The organism is Zooshikella ganghwensis, assembly GCF_018263875.1.
GTDB classification, from domain to species: domain Bacteria; phylum Pseudomonadota; class Gammaproteobacteria; order Pseudomonadales; family Zooshikellaceae; genus Zooshikella; species Zooshikella ganghwensis.
In genome coordinates this window covers 145,469-163,499 of sequence record NZ_JAEVHG010000012.1, presented here as the reverse complement: position 1 = coordinate 163,499, position 18,031 = coordinate 145,469, and the positions used below count along the sequence as shown (strand labels likewise).

General features: G+C 39.9%; 10 protein-coding genes. 4 read left to right on the top strand and 6 right to left on the bottom strand.

Annotated elements, in window-relative coordinates:
- Window positions 1-66: 66 nt before the first annotated feature.
- The 4 genes from KHS79_RS16690 (at window position 67) to KHS79_RS16675 (ending at window position 3,700) form a co-directional block, all read left to right on the top strand.
- Complete coding sequence (locus KHS79_RS16690; protein WP_212720444.1) at window positions 67-1,005, top strand: AraC family transcriptional regulator; 939 nt, start codon at window positions 67-69, stop codon at window positions 1,003-1,005.
- A 280-nt stretch (window positions 1,006-1,285) separates the two neighbouring features.
- The gene (locus tag KHS79_RS16685) at window positions 1,286-2,722 is read left to right on the top strand and encodes a hypothetical protein (protein WP_212720443.1); all 1,437 of its coding nucleotides are present in this window, start codon (window positions 1,286-1,288) and stop codon (window positions 2,720-2,722) included.
- Window positions 2,723-2,839: 117 nt separating this feature from the next.
- Window positions 2,840-3,091: a DUF6868 family protein gene (locus tag KHS79_RS16680; RefSeq protein WP_038291651.1), complete on the top strand. Its 252-nt coding sequence runs from the start codon at window positions 2,840-2,842 to the stop codon at window positions 3,089-3,091.
- An 81-nt stretch (window positions 3,092-3,172) separates the two neighbouring features.
- Window positions 3,173-3,700, top strand: a complete 528-nt coding sequence (locus KHS79_RS16675; protein WP_212720442.1) for a hypothetical protein — start codon at window positions 3,173-3,175, stop codon at window positions 3,698-3,700.
- 34 nt (window positions 3,701-3,734) lie between these two features.
- Here the strand turns inward: KHS79_RS16675 and KHS79_RS16670 are convergent, their stop codons facing one another.
- The 6 genes from KHS79_RS16670 to KHS79_RS26300 all read right to left on the bottom strand — a co-directional run bounded on the left by KHS79_RS16670 (window position 3,735) and on the right by KHS79_RS26300 (window position 16,863).
- Window positions 3,735-4,766 carry a siderophore-interacting protein gene (locus tag KHS79_RS16670; protein WP_325167635.1) on the bottom strand — a complete coding sequence of 344 codons (1,032 nt, stop codon included), beginning with the start codon at window positions 4,764-4,766 and terminating at the stop codon, window positions 3,735-3,737.
- Window positions 4,751-5,776: a lipin/Ned1/Smp2 family protein gene (locus KHS79_RS16665; RefSeq protein ID WP_212720441.1), complete on the bottom strand. Its 1,026-nt coding sequence runs from the start codon at window positions 5,774-5,776 to the stop codon at window positions 4,751-4,753. The genes KHS79_RS16670 and KHS79_RS16665 overlap by 16 nt, the downstream gene beginning before the upstream one ends.
- 88 nt (window positions 5,777-5,864) lie before the next feature.
- The gene (locus tag KHS79_RS16660) at window positions 5,865-8,666 is read right to left on the bottom strand and encodes a glycosyl hydrolase (RefSeq protein WP_212720439.1); all 2,802 of its coding nucleotides are present in this window, start codon (window positions 8,664-8,666) and stop codon (window positions 5,865-5,867) included.
- A 247-nt stretch (window positions 8,667-8,913) separates the two neighbouring features.
- Window positions 8,914-12,966: a glycoside hydrolase family 9 protein gene (locus tag KHS79_RS16655; protein WP_212720437.1), complete on the bottom strand. Its 4,053-nt coding sequence runs from the start codon at window positions 12,964-12,966 to the stop codon at window positions 8,914-8,916.
- Window positions 12,967-13,012: 46 nt separating this feature from the next.
- Window positions 13,013-14,725 carry an RICIN domain-containing protein gene (locus tag KHS79_RS16650; RefSeq protein ID WP_212720435.1) on the bottom strand — a complete coding sequence of 571 codons (1,713 nt, stop codon included), beginning with the start codon at window positions 14,723-14,725 and terminating at the stop codon, window positions 13,013-13,015.
- 113 nt (window positions 14,726-14,838) lie between these two features.
- Window positions 14,839-16,863: a cellulase family glycosylhydrolase gene (locus KHS79_RS26300; protein ID WP_212720433.1), complete on the bottom strand. Its 2,025-nt coding sequence runs from the start codon at window positions 16,861-16,863 to the stop codon at window positions 14,839-14,841.
- Between the last annotated feature and the right edge of the window lie 1,168 nt (window positions 16,864-18,031).

Sequence of the window (18,031 nt, the reverse complement as noted above, 5' to 3'; positions counted from 1 at the left end):
CTATACCTTTCGATAAGGGTATAGTTTATACCCTTCTAAATGCTTAATTAGTCAGTGCTCATTACTATGGAACACAAAACGATAACTCAACATACCGCCCTTGAGTATAAAAGGCGAGTTTGTCTTGCCATGAACTATATCAGTCAGAATTTGGACAGAGAGCTTTCCTTAGAAGAAATTGCTCAACAAGCTTCGTTTTCAATGTTTCACTTTCACCGAATCTTTAAGGCCGTGGTTGGTGAAACAATCGCCGAATTCACTCGCCGAGTTCGATTAGAAGTAGCCGCTAATCACCTACGTTCTAAGCCAAATGACAGTATCACAACTATCGCATTACAATATGCCTTCTCCAGTTCCCAGAATTTTTCAAAAGCGTTTCGACAACATTTCAAAGTATCCCCTTCTGAGTACCGAAAGTATAAGCGCAAGATTGGAAACACACCAAGCAATCCAGAAAACGTACTATCTCTTAAAGCAACGTATGCTATTCCACCTTCACCAAGTGATTTACCGACTACAAACAGGAGAAGCGAAGTGAAAGCTGAAATAAAGACGTTGCCTGAATATCGTGTTGCTTATGTTCGAAAAATTGGACCTTACGGTCAAACTACCTGTGAAGCTGCTTTTAATGAACTGATGCAGTGGGCTGCTCCTAAAGGGCTTCTTAGTACAGGTATAGTATTAGGTGTCTACTGGGATAATCCTGAAGTCACACCGCCAGAGAAGTGTCGTGTTGATGCATGTATTACCCTTCCCGCTGAAATGAAACTTGAGGAACCTGTTGCGACACAAACCATTCAAGGGGGTACCTTTGCCGTCTGTCACTTTGAAATGAGTGGTAACAACTTTGAGCAAGCATGGGATGAAGCCTTTGCTTGGCTTGTCGAAAATGGCTATGAGTGTGGGGATCAACCTTGCTACGAACGTTATTATAACAATGCATCGGAACACCCAGAAGGCAAGTGGATATTTGACGTATGCATTCCTTTGCTAACAAAATCTTGATAGATCTGGAGCAGCGAAGGACGTACATCGAAAAAATGTACAACACCGTGTTAACACTACTGAATAAGTTGCCGCCAAGGAGGGCTGTGACTTAGCACCAAATAAGTTTAGTGACCAGCCATTTCTCTAATTTATACACTACACTTAGCTATACCCTACAACTGATTTACAAAGGTTATTTTTACGAAAAGCCCCCCTTGTTTAACGTTAGGTTTTTCAATACCCTATTGCTATACCCAAAACGAAGGGTATATTACACTGCTTAAAAAGGAACGGATTTATGCAGATGTCCACCACCCGGTTATCTGCCTTAAAAAGGCCTTTAAAAAAAGTTCGTAATTTCTTCAAAGACCCATTACCTCGGGATAAAGAGTTAATATTTGAAGACTATGAGTTAAAGTTTCCTGACATTATTTTCACTTACCGGGTGGGTAACCAGCGCTACAATAGCTGGGTTCGCTTTGATTTACCTATACATCAATTATCAAACTTAAATCGAGAAAATCATCATCCCCTATTTGTTAACCTTGGCTTAGCCTTTGCGGCAGGCCACTTTATCTTGAGTGATTTCGCAACCATTCGTTGCGATTGCGCCAAGCTGAATGATCAAGAATGCGCACTACTTGAACAACGCATGATGGCAGCGCTGGCGGAGTTCAGATACCTGCAAGGCCTTGACCCATCTCGACCTGTTGCTGTTTTGTCTTCAGGAAAACGAGCATTACACCCTATCCCCTTTGCTCACGCTGAAGAGAAAGCATTAATGCTTAATGGTGGTGGCAAAGATTCCTGTGTATCTGCTGAATTATTGAAGGGAATTGGTCTTCCCTTTGCCTGGCTGAGTGCACACCCTAACCCAATCCGCTTAAGAGTCATTGACCGTTCAGGCAATCCAGAAAAATATGCCTTTGACTTTAGTTTAAGTGAACAGGCAAAGACAGATGCGGTATACCCTTGGGGCGCAGAACCCTACTTACAAGTTATCACTGCGGCAAGTCTGATAATTAGTTACTTAACAGGATTCAAGTATCTTGTCACAGGAGCAGAACATTCTGCAGATGACTCTAACTTGATTTATAAAGGGGTTGAGGTCAATCACCAAAGTGGTAAAACATCAACATTTGAAAATTTTTTTAATACGTTTATACAAAATTCTGTATTACAAGAAGCAAAATTATTCAGCATTGCTAGACCCTTTACTGATTTTCGATTGGGAGAAATGTTTAGCCATTTCCCGCAATATTTTGATGCATTTTTCAGCTGCAATATGGGTATGGGTAAAAATAAATGGTGCAATAATTGCCACAAATGTGCCTTCACTTATATGGCCTTATATCCTTTTTTTGAACAACAAACATTAATTAACATATTTGGCCAGGATTTATTTAAAATCCCTACTATTCGCAAGTACATGATCGAGCTAACCACAGCAACCATTAAACCATGGGAGTGTGTTGGCACACTTGATGAGTGTAAATTAGCATTACGTTATTGCCTGAAAAAATCACCCAATATGGAGTTTAATGAATGGCCCAGGCGAAGTGATTTAGAAAAATCGTGCCATGATATACAAGAACAAACGGTCCATGAACACGTAATGTCTACTTTCCATACGCCACATAATATACCTGGTCCTATCGAACAGCCATTACGCGATTTGGCTTCATCGTTACGCAAAAAGAGCATTCAACGTTGGCCAGAAATCATACAGTCATAAGCGTTATCGTTCTGTCAGCCATAGACTGCTTACTGTGTCTGACAGAAACATATCGTGTAAAATAAAAAGTATATTTTTTGAGGGTGGTTTACATAAAAAACACGGTATGGAATACAAATGGATACAACACAAGTGGCATTAGTGACAAGCTTTTTTGGTTGGTGCACTATTTTCAATGTGAGTTTATTAATACTATCTACTATTTCAATTTGTTTGATGAAAGAACAAATCACTGTACTTCATAACAAGCTATTTGGTGTGAAAGAAACTAATCTGCTATTAGCTTACTTTAAATATCTAGCATACTATAAGCTAGCGATTATAGTTTTCAATATTGTGCCCTATATTTCTCTAAAAGTTATTATTTAAGCAACTATCTATTAGGGCCTGTTAACAGGCCCTAGAAAAACATTCAAACTAAATGTATCAATCATAGGGTTATTTCGCTTAATGCCTTCCTCCATAGAACAGAAATTAAATAACTGGGATGGAAAGTCAACCGACACTATCTCTAGTATTTACAATCAGTATGTAAACAGCAAAGTGTTTATACCAACGCTAGTAACACTTACAAAGAGTACTCAATTGCAAAAAGGGGCAACCTGGTTATTGAAAAAATACTGTGAAAATGCACTAAAACTAAGTGATAATCACATTGTAGAAATCTATCAAAATACCTGCAGTTTGATCTCTTGGGAAGCAAAGTTACACATATTACAATGCATCCCCTATATGCCTATAAAACACGTCAGTGTAAAAGCTGTGGAAATATTTCTACGACAGTGTTTATCTGAAAGAAACAAATTTGTTAGGGCATGGGCTTACCATGGTTTTTACGAACTGGCTACGCAGCACCCTACTTTTCAGCAAGAGGTTAAGGCGTTTTTTGAAATGGCTTTACGGGATGAACCTGCCTCAGTAAAAGCTCGGATTAGAAATATACTTAAGCAACCTGAGGCTAAGTGGTTAAAGCAATAAAGTAGCGCTTTACTCCGTTTGTCGTATAGTTTTTTTAATATACCTCATCCATAACTTTGTGCCGCTCAGCATGATACCCCTCTTCATTAAAGCCATAGCGCCAATAAGGTACAGCATAAAGGTTTTTCTTATGCAAACCATATTTTTCTTTTAAGTAATTACGAATATTAATTACTGCCGTATTTTCACCAGCAACCCAAGCTGATATGGATTCTACACTAGCTGGCTTGCTTATTTTTTGAATAGCTTCTAACTGAAGTGATGTTGTACCTGCAGGCTGACTTTCACTATACAACCAGTGAATCTTAATATCCTTAGCTGCTGTCGTTAGCTCCTGCCGTTCACTAGGATTATTAACTTCAATAAATACATCTCCTTGAGCTTGCTCAGGCAGCATTTCAAGTATTGCTGAAATAGCAGGCAGTGCGGTCATGTCACCACTTATAATATGCCAGTCGGCAGGGGCTAATAACGGATTTGGTCCCCCTGGGCCCGCTAACCCAATTTTATCACCTTTCCTAGCATTTAATGCCCAACCTGAAGCAGGACTGCTTTCATCATGTAAAACAAAATCAACTGTTAACTGCTGGAGCTGGGAGTCATAGTTGCGAACACTATAGGTACGAGTTACTGGCTTGTTTTCTTTTGCAGGCCATACAACACCTGTAGGTCCAATAGTAGGAAGTATCGGCTGTTGCTGATGGGACTGTGGAAAAAATAGCTTTATATGGGCGCCATGACAACCTTCAGGAAAGTCTTTTAGTGCTTCACCTGTAAGTGTAATGCGCTGCATAAACGGCGACAGCCGTGTTGAGTTAACTACTGACAACAAGCAGGGTGGTATGCGCTTTGGTTTAACCGCTGATGGCTTGTCAATGGCTTTTTGGCTTATCTTTACATTTCCCAATGTACGACCTCTTGAGCAATGTGTTGTATTCAACCTGTTAGCTAAGGGAATAGTCTTCCTTACGCCACAGCAGATTAAACCAAATGATAACCATTCGCAACTACAATATTTCTTTTCCCCAGGAGTACCATAATTAGCTTTGGTTACTTTTGCTTGCACTTAGCCTCTTGGGTTGCTGTCACCACAGTTGTAAAGTGATGCGTATAATCATCACCTACAGTTTGTGTATTATCATCACCCGCATATTTACCTAAAATATAGGTCTGTTGTTTTGAAATGCCTGCATCTGCGTACGCTTGGATATCGGTTTGAGCATTACCATAAGCACGCACAATTTTTATGCCTTTTTCATCCTGCAACGACTTAAGATAATTGGCTTTAAATTCTCTATGGCCCTTTCCAGCATTACTTAACTCACCATTTTCGTTGGTATGTAAATGCCAGTCAGACTGAGCCATGATATTCCTCAACCAGTCTCTACTATCTTTAGCCAACCAATATGGGCGTGCCGTTAAAAAAATTAGCTGATAGCCTTTTTCGCGGTATACTTGCAGTGTCTCTTTAGCATAATAAAATGGTGTAGCGGTTTTAATACCAATGTAGTCGCCTACTTGCTCGGCATCAGAAATGGTTAGTGTCCCATCTAAGTCAAATACAATTGCTTCATGTTTGGGTTGACGTACATTGAGGAAACCATCAACGGTGGTACCATCGCCCTCTACAACCATGCGGACGATATAATCTCCTGCCTTCTGACCTGGTACCTTTACGTCAATTTTGCCATCAGTATCTGTGGTGTACTGGCCTAAATACGTCCATTGCTGCATACCTGTGCCAAATAAGTAAGCATGAATATGCTCATCTTCTAAATCCTTATGCCATACCCGATCATAGTCAAACTTGGCAGTTATTGTTGCCGGTTTATTCTGATTGGCAACAACATCATGAACCATATGAAAAGGTTTAAACCAATGACTCAAAATTTGGCTGTATTGATGACGAAATGGTTTGATAGAAGGTTGTTTTAATTTTGGTGCTGACTGGGCAATATCATAAGCCGAGCAACCATCATAAATAACCGGTGGAACCTGTTGATTTTGCGGATTAGCGACTAGATTAGCGGTATGTACCATCGAAATAAATAAACTCAACTTCACTGTTAGCTTCATAGCACTTTAATCTCAGACTGCTTGACAGAGAAAACCCTCAGCCTGATTACTTCATTACCAAATGAGTATAACCAAGCTGAGAAAAAAATTAATCGATGACGATAATACCGTCATTATTATCAGAATTATGTCGACTAATCGTTATGTGTTCCCAAGAAGTGTCTTTTGCAAGAGGGTTAGCAATCGTAAAAAAGTAGCGAACCACATCACCCACTTTTAAATTATTAATTGATAAAGCCCATTGTCCTTGCGGATCTTGCTTCATTCGTACATTTTGTTGTGGCTGTTGATTAATTTGATAATGAACATCGACCCATTTAGCTTCTTTTACATAAAAACGTGCTTCAGATTGACTCACTAAGTGAATACCATAGGGCTTATTAGTCGGAGGGATAGACGGATCATCTGGTGTATCTGGTGTATCTGGTGTATCTGGTGTATCTGGTGTATCTGGTGTATCTGGTGTATCTGGTGTATCTGGTGTATCTGGTGTATCTGGTGTATCTGGTGTATCTGGTGTATCACCAGGATCATCTTGACTACCACAGATGCCCATTACTGTTTGCTGTTGTATTTCATTATTATAAAACGTCGCCATATGTTTGGGCTTTACTGAAAAAGCGGTTCCATCACTAAAAGCAACTTGTTTTTCTTTACATGAGGCATTATAAGCCACATAACTACGATTTCCGGCCTGCTGAAATACAGCAGTTGTTGACCAGTTACTGACAACATTTGTATCAACCTGACCTAAGCTTCTTAAGCTGGATAGCCAGTGATAAGTATGGGCTTTCGTCTCTCCACTTTCGACCTTATAGCTGTCTGCTTTAGCATTAAATTTCGCTAAAAACCCTTCTGCATCACGAAAAGCTTGAGCTAACCAAATAATATCCTCCCAATCATTAGGGCCACCGCCATTACCCTCTTCTCCACCATTAAAACGTAACAGTGTCTGATAGTTTCGTTCCAATGCCTCAGGATAATGCCCTAAGTACAATGAGCCACCATGAAAAGGTAAGAAATTGATACCATGAATAGACTCAGGCTCTGCAGTCCACCAGGTAGCATAAACACTTCCTGCCCCCCAAACAATCGCAGCTATATCTGGCTCATATTTATCAGGAAAGTTTTTCTTATCAACATCAAACCAGTATTGGTGAATAGCTTCTCTTTCTGTTGTGTAAATATAAATGCCTAAATCTCGAATGACTTTATTATGCGTTTGCTCTCCCCATAAAATAAGACCCGTTGCAAAGTTCATGTCTTCAGAAGAAGACTCTTGGTTATTACCATGAGCAAAATTTCCATGACCTGAGGCCCAGCTATGTCCAGCATAGGGATCAAAATTACGCATAAAGGGATAAAGAGGATCAGTCCTATCAGGGTTAGCCGCATCGCGAATTAACATTTTGATTAAGCCACCCCACTCCTGATCTTTTGCCCAGTTTTGATCATAACGCGCAACCGCTGCTGCGGTTTGGATAAAGTAACCCCAGTGGAAATGGTGATCGTTTAATTCTTTATCTGAACCAAAACTGGCAGGGTATCCAACAAGTGTATGCCAATCCTGATGGTAGTGGAAAAGCGGTGGCTTATTATCCTTTGCATCAAACCAATGCTGTAACTGCGTTTTGAGCATTGCAATAATTTCTTTCCGTAGTGAAGTATTATTTAGCTGCTCAGTGATGGGTAATAAATGGGCTAACTTACCCATATCTTTACCGCCAAAATACGTGTCAGGACGAAAACCAGATTGCTTAATTTTATCTACCGCTGTCTGCACATAATTTGACAACCGTTGTTTATCAATGTCTTTTGCTAAGGGTAAACCCGGTAGAACACCATGAAACGGTGCCGTAGTCGTAAACTCACTGCCCACCAGGGTCTTCATAGCCCCACGAGGAGAAATATAAGTACCAGACAAAAACTCATTATTACTAACTTTCCACTGATGAGGATATAACGCCATAATCGTATGATTTTCAGCACTTCGATTTTCTATGGCTTCAGTGATAAATCGATAAGTTGCCTGTAGTTTTCCGTTTTTCTCGTCGTATTTCCAGCTAACCTGAGTATCTTTCACCACATTAAAAGCATATTGAGCATACTGATTCAGTGTCGCTTCATTACCTTCTGGCAAAACCGCTACCGAAAAATAGCCATGAGTACCTGCCAGAGACACCATCGCCTCTTTACCTTGCAGCTGCCACTGACTGCCATTTGGTGCAAAAAGTCCATAGTGGTGACCATTGATCGTTAAACCAATTTTATCGCCTTGCTGGTACCAAACTTTTAAGTTTTTATCATAATCATTCAGTACAATCCGCCCGTCACCTCCTTTTGCTTGCGCATAAATATACGGCATACCATGACCCGTGGTAGTAATTAACTGTTTACTTCCTTGCTGCCACACCCCAGAAACCGACCAATCAGAAAAGTCATTGATTTTTGTTTCCTGCGCTTGTAAACCTGAAACACTGATTAATAGATCACGCTTGTCCCAGCCCTCTCCTTTGTAATACAAATACTCATAGTGTTTTCCTTTATTAGCGACGGTAGATTGTGTAGGGTAGCTGACCCCTAACCCATCACTCTCTGCAGCAATGGCTAAAGGATGTGGGTACATACGTTCAGAGAAAGGTTGCTTCTGCTGAAAGTCCCACATCATAGAAGACCACCAACGATTACTAGGAACAGGCTTTTTTAATGTCTCCGCAATATAACGCTGGCCTTTAGGCTTAGTTGCACCTGAATAGCTATTTGTTACCTTCCACTTACCTGTAGCCGGCTCAAGTACCGGTTTTGCTGAAGCACTACCTAGCACCAGTACACTACAGCTGATGAATAAAGAAAGTATTCGTTTCGGGGTTGCTTCCCTTAGAGGTTTCATCGTTTCTTACATCCTCGTCATGATCAATAATCTAACAAAACCTTTAACACCTGGTTATAAGCCTAAGTTTATTTCACTTATATACCCTTTGTACTGGGTATAAAGCATGCCTGTCAGACAAGTACCAAAGATAGTTTTATTTTTTAATCAAAGACACAAAAATATATTGAAAACTAACTGGAAACGCTTTGGGGCTCGTTTTTTTATACAGTAAAAGCCCCAAAAACGTTTTTAATAGTTTCTCAAGTTAATACTGTTTATAAAAAGTACTTACACTCTCGCCTGTTTTAGCTGAACCCAGAGGACGTTTATGATCAAGACCAATAAACTTACCTTGTTTGTTTTGCCATAGCGCAGGTTTTAGCAATTTATACTTTTTTTCATCCCAGGTTTTAAAGTCATGCAAAACTAAGCCACCTGTATCACCGGAGTTTGCATTAAAGCACCAAAAGGTATGATGTATTTTATGTTCTACAATAAAGTTACGGATCGCAGTTAACCATTTTTCATTATCAGCTCCATCCATAAAGCCGCCCCATTCTCCAATTAATAGCGGTGCAATATTATCTTCCATAATATACATCCAGTTATCACGCCAAACGTCTTTATATAAGGTGTCTTTATTAAACCCATCATAAAACCAAGGTTGTTTATGTACTGCTGGACCATAATCATGCGGTGAGTACACCAATTGATCCTGATGCTCTCCCAGTTTTATCGGGAGGTTTTTAACGCCACGTAAATTACCTCCCCACCAATTCATATGGTAGTCTTTAGCATTTTTTGACTGATAATCTTTGCCTTCTTTAGGAAAAGACTCAATCCCTTCCACCAACACTAAAATATTTGGGTGTACGGCTAAAATACGTTTTGCAGACTCTTCCGCAACCCGTCGCCAGTTGTTTTTATGGTTGCTATCATCCCATATGGCCGAGTCAGCTTCTTGATACGCTTTTCCATGAGGCTCATTTTCAAGATCAAACGCTAAAATCGTATCATCATTCTTATAACGATCGGCTAACCAAACCCAGGTATCGTAAAATATTTCTTCAGTGATATTTCCGTCATACCACAATGGTTTTAAATGACCCATTGCATCTGTTTTAGCACTGTGAATATCAATCATGATTTTCATGCCGTATTTTTTGCACAGCGTCAAAGTATGATCAAAAATCTCTAAGCTATTTTTACCGACGAGCTCTGGATTTTCATGCTCATTAATATTGGGTTTAGGAAAAGTACCCTGTTGCCATTGATGAACCAGCTCCGTTGAGATTGGAATACGCAAAATATTAATGCCACGCTCGGCCATTGCTTTAATCGCGCCCTCTAAATTGGCACTCCACAAACCGTCAAACGCATTCGTACCAGTATTAAATCCAAACCAATTCGTCCCTGTCAGCCAAACCGGTTTACCATATTGGTCAACAATTTGATTACCTTCTACATGCAACCAATCATCATTGGGCTCAGTAGGACCAGAAGGATCAGGCTTATCACCATCTCCCGGTGGCGTGGGTGGTGTAGGTGGATTAGGTTTATCACCGTCACCTGGTGGTTTTGGGTTATCACCATCGCCCGGTGGTGGTGGAGGCGGCGGTAAATCGTCACCATCATTGGGTCCCGGTGGTGGCGGAGGTGGTGGCAAATCATCATCAGGTGTTGGAGGCTCAGGGGGTTTTGGGTTATCATCGCCACCTGGCGCGCCCTTTATTTTACACGTTGGCTTATCCAATTCGCCTTTTAATTTTCCTTGCCAGCCAAACTGTACAGCAGATCCTGTATGTATAGCGGTATTATATTGTTTAGGGGTAGCAATAACGTGATTACCATTGACCTTTAATTCTGCATTCCAACTATTCACTATCTCTGCAGGCTGATTTAGAGTAATCACAGCTTGCCACTGATCACTCGATTTGGCTGATTTATTCTTAATCTCTGCTTGTAAGACATAGCCGCCAGGCCATGTATTCGTTTGTAATTGGCAGGTTAAATCGCCATCACCTGGTTTAGGTGGTACCGGTGGCTTTGGAGGCACAGGAGGTTTTGGTGGGTTTGGTTTATCAGCAGCATTTATAGTTATAGCTACTTTTGCAGGTTTTGAGATTGCCCCTCTGTCATCCACAACAGTATAGGTAAATTCATCTTGGCCAGTGAAATCCTTTTTGGGCTGGTATGTTAATTTATCCGCATCCCCAGAAAGAGATCCATGTTTGGGTTGTTCAGCTACCTTGTAAGCAGTAATTTTTCCATCCTGGTCATACCCTTTTAAATGAATAGCTAGCGCTTTATTTTTGTTTCCTTTTACAGCAACATTCTCTGCTTGGGGTACACAGTTTTTACCATCACCACAATCACTGATAGGCGGCTTACCTGAAATGACTTTTGCTTCATCATAAACAGGTATCCAAGGTGTTATCTTATGCTCTCCAGATAACCCTTTAAAAGACGGGTCATTATCGCTGTTCCAAATAGTTTTATTATTCGTATTATTTAACGATAGCCTAAACTGTACTTCTTTACGATGCTCCGATTGACCGCCAGGATAAATATCCACTCCCTTAAAATCAACATCGACATAAAATAAATTTTTAGAACCTTGTACTGGTTGTAATACCGATACACCGGAACTTTGGTTATAGGCTGTAGTTACTTTTACATCGTTTGCACTGAGTCCAGCCGCTAAAACTTCAGATAAATCGACAAAATAACGGAAACTAAGCGCTTTGCCCATCCGGGCAGGAAATGCACTTTGATTATGCAAAACGGCACTAATTTCAATAAAATTGTTTCCTTTTGCATTTATTTTTGCAGTAATAAAAAACTCATTATCGGGTTCAACTTTTGGCGGAAAGTCTTTTAAGGCTGTACCACCAAAATCTTGGTAAAGCCTAGCAACAGCACCAGTAAATCCCGCATTATAATCTGTCGCAACTTCATTAAGTCGATAATCCGAGCGGTCATCTTTAAACTGATCACTCTGATCCGGGCCACCCACCAAAGCACCATACAGTATATGACGACTTTTTTCTGGTGTATTAATACTGTTTGCCCAGCTACCGTGTGATGTGCGATGGTGAGGGGCGATTGGTGGACTTTCACCAAAGCCAACAACAAAACTACGATTGATCGGGTTTTTACCCAACATATACTCAATTTGGCTTACAGCAAAATCATAATAACGCTTGGCTTTATCTCCATTTTCACCTTTATTAAAATCAGCCTGTTTTTTTAAGAAATCGGAATAAATTAATGCGATAAAAGACGTATTCGCAGCATACCGGTTCGCGCCCCACTGATCTAAATAAGCTAAACCGCCTGGTGTATAAGTCACCTTTTCACCATTGATGCCTTTTGTCCAATAATCCAGCCAGCGTTCTGCATCTTTCTTATATTCGTCTTCATTTGTTAACTGAGACATCAAGACATAACTACCGTAGGATTTATCATCCCAGGCATGAGTCCACTTGTATGAACGCTGATCTGATCCCGATTGAGTTGCTAAATTTTTATACGCTTTTTTTGCTGCAGCTAAATAGCCTGCTTCATTTGTAGCTCGATACAACCACGCGGCTGACCAGACAAGCTCATCTTTATAACCACTCCAAGAGTTGTAAAATGTTTTGGCATCAGTAATACAATCGCTGTATTTTCCAGGATACTTATCCGCAAACGCGTATAATTGTTTAGCATGCGTTAATAACGTATTCGCATATTCACTATCAGTATCTTTAAACACCATCGATGCAGCCGCCAATGCAGCGGCAGTTTCCCCTGCTAAATCAGCGCCTGGACATTGCGCATCGATTTTATAAGCAGGACGCTCCATCTGCATGACTTCAGCCGATCCCCACCAGGCATGATCTATATGACCACCACCTACTTGCCCCCATAATTCATTAGGCGCGGTGTGCGCTTTAATAAAATAGTCTGTCGCCCATTTAATAGACTCCAGCATAGCTTTGAGCTGACCCGACTTTTCATAGGCTTCACGGTTTTCAATAACACCCCATGCCAACATGGTTGTTGTAGCCGCCATAGGAAAGCCAAATTTGACATGGTCACCAGCATCATACCAACCACCGGTTAAATCATGCCCGACATCTTTACCATCATCTAAAGCGGAATCACCGCGCCAGCTGACGCGGTTATTTTCTGGTAATTTTCCTGATCGCTGCGCTTCGTAAAAATAAATCGACTTTTGTAGTACTTCTGCATAATTAAAGTTACTGGCAGCGACACTAACGGGCCCTATGGCTGCCAATAATCCAGCACTCCACACTAACGTTTTATACTTCATAATGCTTATTCCATAACAAAATCGTTTACTATAAGCTCGGAAGAAACTATTGACAGTTACCCTTTAATTGGTAAACCCGAACATAATCGACTTCCATCGTAACCGGCCGATTAAAAATACTGTCATCAATACCTTTAGCCCCGCCCCAGTTACCACCAAATGCAATGTTTAAAATAAGGTGGAAACGCTCATTGAATGGCCAGTAACCTACTCCTTTTCCATTATTTTGATATGTGCCGTATTTATGATTATTAATAAAGAAGTCAATTTTATTTTTATTCCACTCTATGGCATATACCTGTTCAGCCTCTTCTACCTGATCATGTTTGGCATGAACCATAAAATTGTTGCCACGCATATGATTACGTAACTCAGTATGTATCGCACCATGTACGACATTAGGCTCATACCCTACATATTCCATAATGTCTATTTCACCACTGTTTGGCCATCCCCCATGTTTCCAGTCTGTTGGGAGCATCCAAATAGCAGGCCATGTACCTCTACCTGCAGGTAATTTAGCTTTAACTTCAATCCGACCGTATGTCCAATCACCTTTACCGCGAGTCACTAATCGTGCAGAAGTATATTTATTACCATGGAAATTTTCTTTTTTAGCTTCAATAATTAAACGACTGCCATTGACTCGGGCATTCTCTAAACGATCCGTATAGTGTTGTAACTCATTATTTCCCCAACCACTACCACCGGTATCATACCCCCATTTGCTCGGGTCAGGTTTACCTTGATAATTAAATTCATCGTGCCAAACTAGTTTTTTACATTGATCAGGTGGTGTGGGTTTATCATCATTACTGACTAATTCAAATTTCCACAATTGATTATCTTGTGCTGAAGTCTGCCACTGCTGAATATTGGCTCCGTCATATGTAGCCCAGTCAGTAACATCAAGCACTTTGCCACTTAATTTATTGCGAACTAAAAAATACTGAGAGGAGGAATGCTTTATAAGTGAAAACAGTTGGGCATCATTACCATTTTCATGCCACTGCTGAATATTGACACCGTTATTAGTACCCGCATTAGCCACATCTAACATTAAACCACTGTGCTGTGCTTTAATTTTATAGTAACCACTACCTTGATAGAGCAGCTGCCAATGCTGATTATCACTACTTCCATACTGCCACTGCTGTACATTCGCGGCACCTCGTTTCGAACGCTCAGCGACATCAATCACTTTATTGCTGATTTTGGAGACAATTTTATACGTCCCTTTCATTGGCTCAGTTAATGCGTGCTGAGGAATAATGTCCCAACGCTGATTATCGCCGCCATGCCATGACCATTGGGAGATATTACCACCATCATTGGTTGCCCAGTCCTGCACATCCAGCACTTTACCGGTCAGTTTACTGGTAATTTTGTAACTTCCATCTTTAAGCTCAGTTAATAAAAAACGTTGTGCTCCTGTTCCATTATCAGACCACTGTTGAATATTATTCCCATCATTTTTTTTAGCTGATGTCACATCCAGTACTTTTTTGCTTAATTGATTAATTAATATGTATTGGTCATTACCAACCTGTTTAATTCGCCAATACTGATTAGCACCTTTCACAAACTGCCACTGTTGTATATTTGCGCCATCTGCTTCACTTAATGCTGTAACTTCTAACGCTTTACCTGAGTGCTTATTAATGATTTTATACAAACCAATAAAATTGGTACTGCCAAGCACTACACTAGGCGCCATGAACATGACACCCAAAAAAGCGTGCTGATGTAACCTATTCATCTAAAAACCCTTAATATATTAAAATTAACTGATAATTATTCTTCCGTTTTGATATTGTCTTCTGAATAGAGTCACTATTACATAGGGACAAATTCCCTGTCCCAACAAATAAATTATTGCCTTATTTTTTCACGTATGAATCGACCTGACTCAGAAAGTTGATTAATATCCCAACCACCTTGACCACTTGCGCCAGGTTTTAAAGCTGCTGAAGACTCTTGCTTATCGCATAGAGACCAGTTAACCCAACTAATATTGTTTTGATTTAGAAAGTCAATCCACCGTTGCGCTTCTTCTAAGAAGACACCGCCATTGCCATCTGCTGCACTTGTTCCCCACTCAGTTACAAAAAGCGCAATACCTTTTGACATTGCCTGTCTGGCCTTTTCCCGTAAACCTTCTTTATGCGTTCCCGAGTAAAAATGCAGGCTATACATAACGTTGCTATGTGTTAGTGGGTTATTTGCGGCATTATCAACGCCTTGGCTCCATGTATCGGTACCAACCAAGATGATAGCATCTGGATCAACTTGACGAACCACAGGAATGACTTCTTCAGCGTAAGGTTTAATATCTTTGTTCCAAGTGACATCATTACCATTTGGTTCGTTTGCAATTTCATACAACACATTGGGTATTTTTCCATATTTATTCTTTACCGTGGTTGCAATTTCACTAAAAAATTCCTTGGCTTCATTTTTATATTGTTGAGGATTACGATCATGCAGAATGTGCCAATCAACAATGACATACAATCCCAGTTCAACAGCAGCATCTATCACCTCTAAAACTTTATGTTTCAGTTGCCGGTTTTTTATGTAACCATCCCCACCAGGATCTGTATACATGGCCGCGCGGATGACATTAATATGCCAATCATCACGTAACCATTTAATGGTTGACTTATTCATGTATTGACCAAACCACTGCAGTCCGTGAGAACTCATACCTTTTAATTGAACGGGTTGTTGATGCTGGTCTCTTAATTGTCCTCCAGATACTGTTAGCTGGCCATGCACAGCGACAGGCGTATTACCTGGATTTGGATTTGGATTTGGATTTGGATTTGGATTTGGATTTGGATTTGGATTTGGATTTGGATTTGGATTTGGATTTGGATTTGGATTTGGATTTGGATTTGGATTTGGATTTGGATTTGGATTTGGATTTGGATTTGGATTTGGATTTGGATCAGAGCCTACTTCTGTTATTTCTAACCAGTTAACATTAAATTCTCGATCTTCCATTAATAGCTTAAATTGATGGTTACCTTTTGATAAGTCAAAAACTTTGGACTCAATGGTTATCCACTTTTGCCAATCCCCCGTTGCATCAAATGACAACGAACCTGTCACATCTTGACCATCAACAAGTAAACGTAAACGGCCTCCTCCAATAGCCGAAGCTACTCGAACGCTTGCTTTGTATTTTCCTTTCTTTTTAACTGTTACTGGATATTCGAGCCACTCACCAGACTCAATCCATCCCACATTATATCCGTTACCTTCATCAGTCGTTTTTTCAATATCAACACCTTTTTCCTTCAACTCTCCTCCAATATTATCAGGCGTCGTATCATAGAACTGATCAAACTGTTCAACTTCAATTTTACCTGGGATGATTCGTGTAGCAGGTTGATCTGACGCAGAAAATGCAGCAAACTCCTTAATCGATATACCCCATTCTGTTGCACGCTTGTCAGCCATTAACCTGAGATATCGTCCTTTGCCACTGACATTTATTTCTTCTTTTCCGCCTTGACCATTTTTTTGCTCGAAAACGGTTTGCCACTGCCAGTGATCATCCGACATTTGAATCTTATAGTGCGAGGCATAGGCTTCTTCCCATAACAGTTGGATACGAGCAACCGTCTGAGATTGCTGTAGATCCACCACTAGCCATTGATTATCTGAAAACTCACTAGACCAACGCGTCATCTTGTCTCCATCAACAGCAAAACGTGGCGCATACAGATCGCTTTCCTTAGATGAAGCCCATGCTGCTTTATTTTGTGAGATTGGACTAGCTATAGATGATGCATTTACTATATGGATAAACATTAAACTAACAAGTAAGCACAAATAGTGTAGTACACTGCAAACACCGTTTCGACAGTGTTGACTAGTTACTAAATTCATTCTTTATTTCCTCACAAAAATCATTTTATATCAGACTAATCAATTCTTTATTTCCTGGCTGATACTAGAGGTGAATTCAACTAGTCCATATTAATAAAAAACTTGCTGGTCACATTTCATTAGATATGTATATCACACTACGTATATCAATCTCTCTGAAGCCTCTATCTATTATTAGGGCAATTACTCAGGTGAATTTTCTCGTAACTCTTTATCTTTAAAAGGGATGTAAATTTTAATGAATCATACATAAATCAAACAAAAAATGAGTGATAACAGAGATGACGTATATAACACGCTACCTAAGTTAGCACTTTCATTCGAGTAACAAGTCGACAAATTAAGATGGGTGAGCGTTTTAATAACAAGGATGTGAATCGATGATCTTAAAGTATGTTGTTAAGGTCATAATTAAACTGACGTTAGTTCTCAGCTATGAGTATCATTTTTTTTGTAACGTTAATGAACTTAATTATTTAATAACTTACCAATCCCGAGTTATTAAAACTATTAAAGGAGTGATTTAATTATGCACAACAGTAAATTGTAATAACGTTGTCTTGCTAAGGCGCAAGTGTTAATCAGTAATAGATATAACCTTCGCTATGGGTATATTTTGCTTTTTTTTACAATAAAGCAGCTATGTTACCGAGCATAATAGGAAACTACTCTGTTTGTCCACATCATTATTTTGATATAAGCGACACATGCAGCAAATCCCCCAGAGACAAGAGAGTTTGCTGCATGTAATTACTGGTCACACTTTACACCGTTAAGGATGAAGGTTGGGAAGCACGATCGTCCCTCTTTTTTACCTATAAAACCAAAGCTATACCCTTCACGAATGATCTCTAGGTTTTGTCATCTTCACTCCTCACCCCAATCACCTATTAATATAGGCTCAGGGGACTTCGTCACTCGATGGCCGCACCTAAAAACCATTCGTATTGGGTATAGATTTTCCGCCATTGGGTGACAAAATAGTATTCCAACTGTGATCAAAGCGTTCATTTTTAAACATAGTCGATGATAGGATGTAACCCTTAACTTCTTTTTCTCCTGTGTTCGTAACAGTAATGTCAACATCAACCAGTTCAAAGTTACTTACATTAATTGATATTTTTTTTAAATACAGAATCGGTATCAAACACTTTTGAAGATCAGCTTA

Coding starts and splice junctions, on each gene's coding strand:
- KHS79_RS16690 (WP_212720444.1), top strand. CDS start 67: ATGGAACACAAAACGATAACTCAACATACCGCCCTTGAGTATAAAAGG.
- KHS79_RS16685 (WP_212720443.1), top strand. CDS start 1,286: ATGCAGATGTCCACCACCCGGTTATCTGCCTTAAAAAGGCCTTTAAAA.
- KHS79_RS16680 (WP_038291651.1), top strand. CDS start 2,840: ATGGATACAACACAAGTGGCATTAGTGACAAGCTTTTTTGGTTGGTGC.
- KHS79_RS16675 (WP_212720442.1), top strand. CDS start 3,173: ATGCCTTCCTCCATAGAACAGAAATTAAATAACTGGGATGGAAAGTCA.
- KHS79_RS16665 (WP_212720441.1), bottom strand. CDS start 5,776: ATGAAGCTAACAGTGAAGTTGAGTTTATTTATTTCGATGGTACATACC.
- KHS79_RS16660 (WP_212720439.1), bottom strand. CDS start 8,666: ATGAAACCTCTAAGGGAAGCAACCCCGAAACGAATACTTTCTTTATTC.
- KHS79_RS16655 (WP_212720437.1), bottom strand. CDS start 12,966: ATGAAGTATAAAACGTTAGTGTGGAGTGCTGGATTATTGGCAGCCATA.
- KHS79_RS16650 (WP_212720435.1), bottom strand. CDS start 14,725: ATGAATAGGTTACATCAGCACGCTTTTTTGGGTGTCATGTTCATGGCG.
- KHS79_RS26300 (WP_212720433.1), bottom strand. CDS start 16,863: ATGAATTTAGTAACTAGTCAACACTGTCGAAACGGTGTTTGCAGTGTA.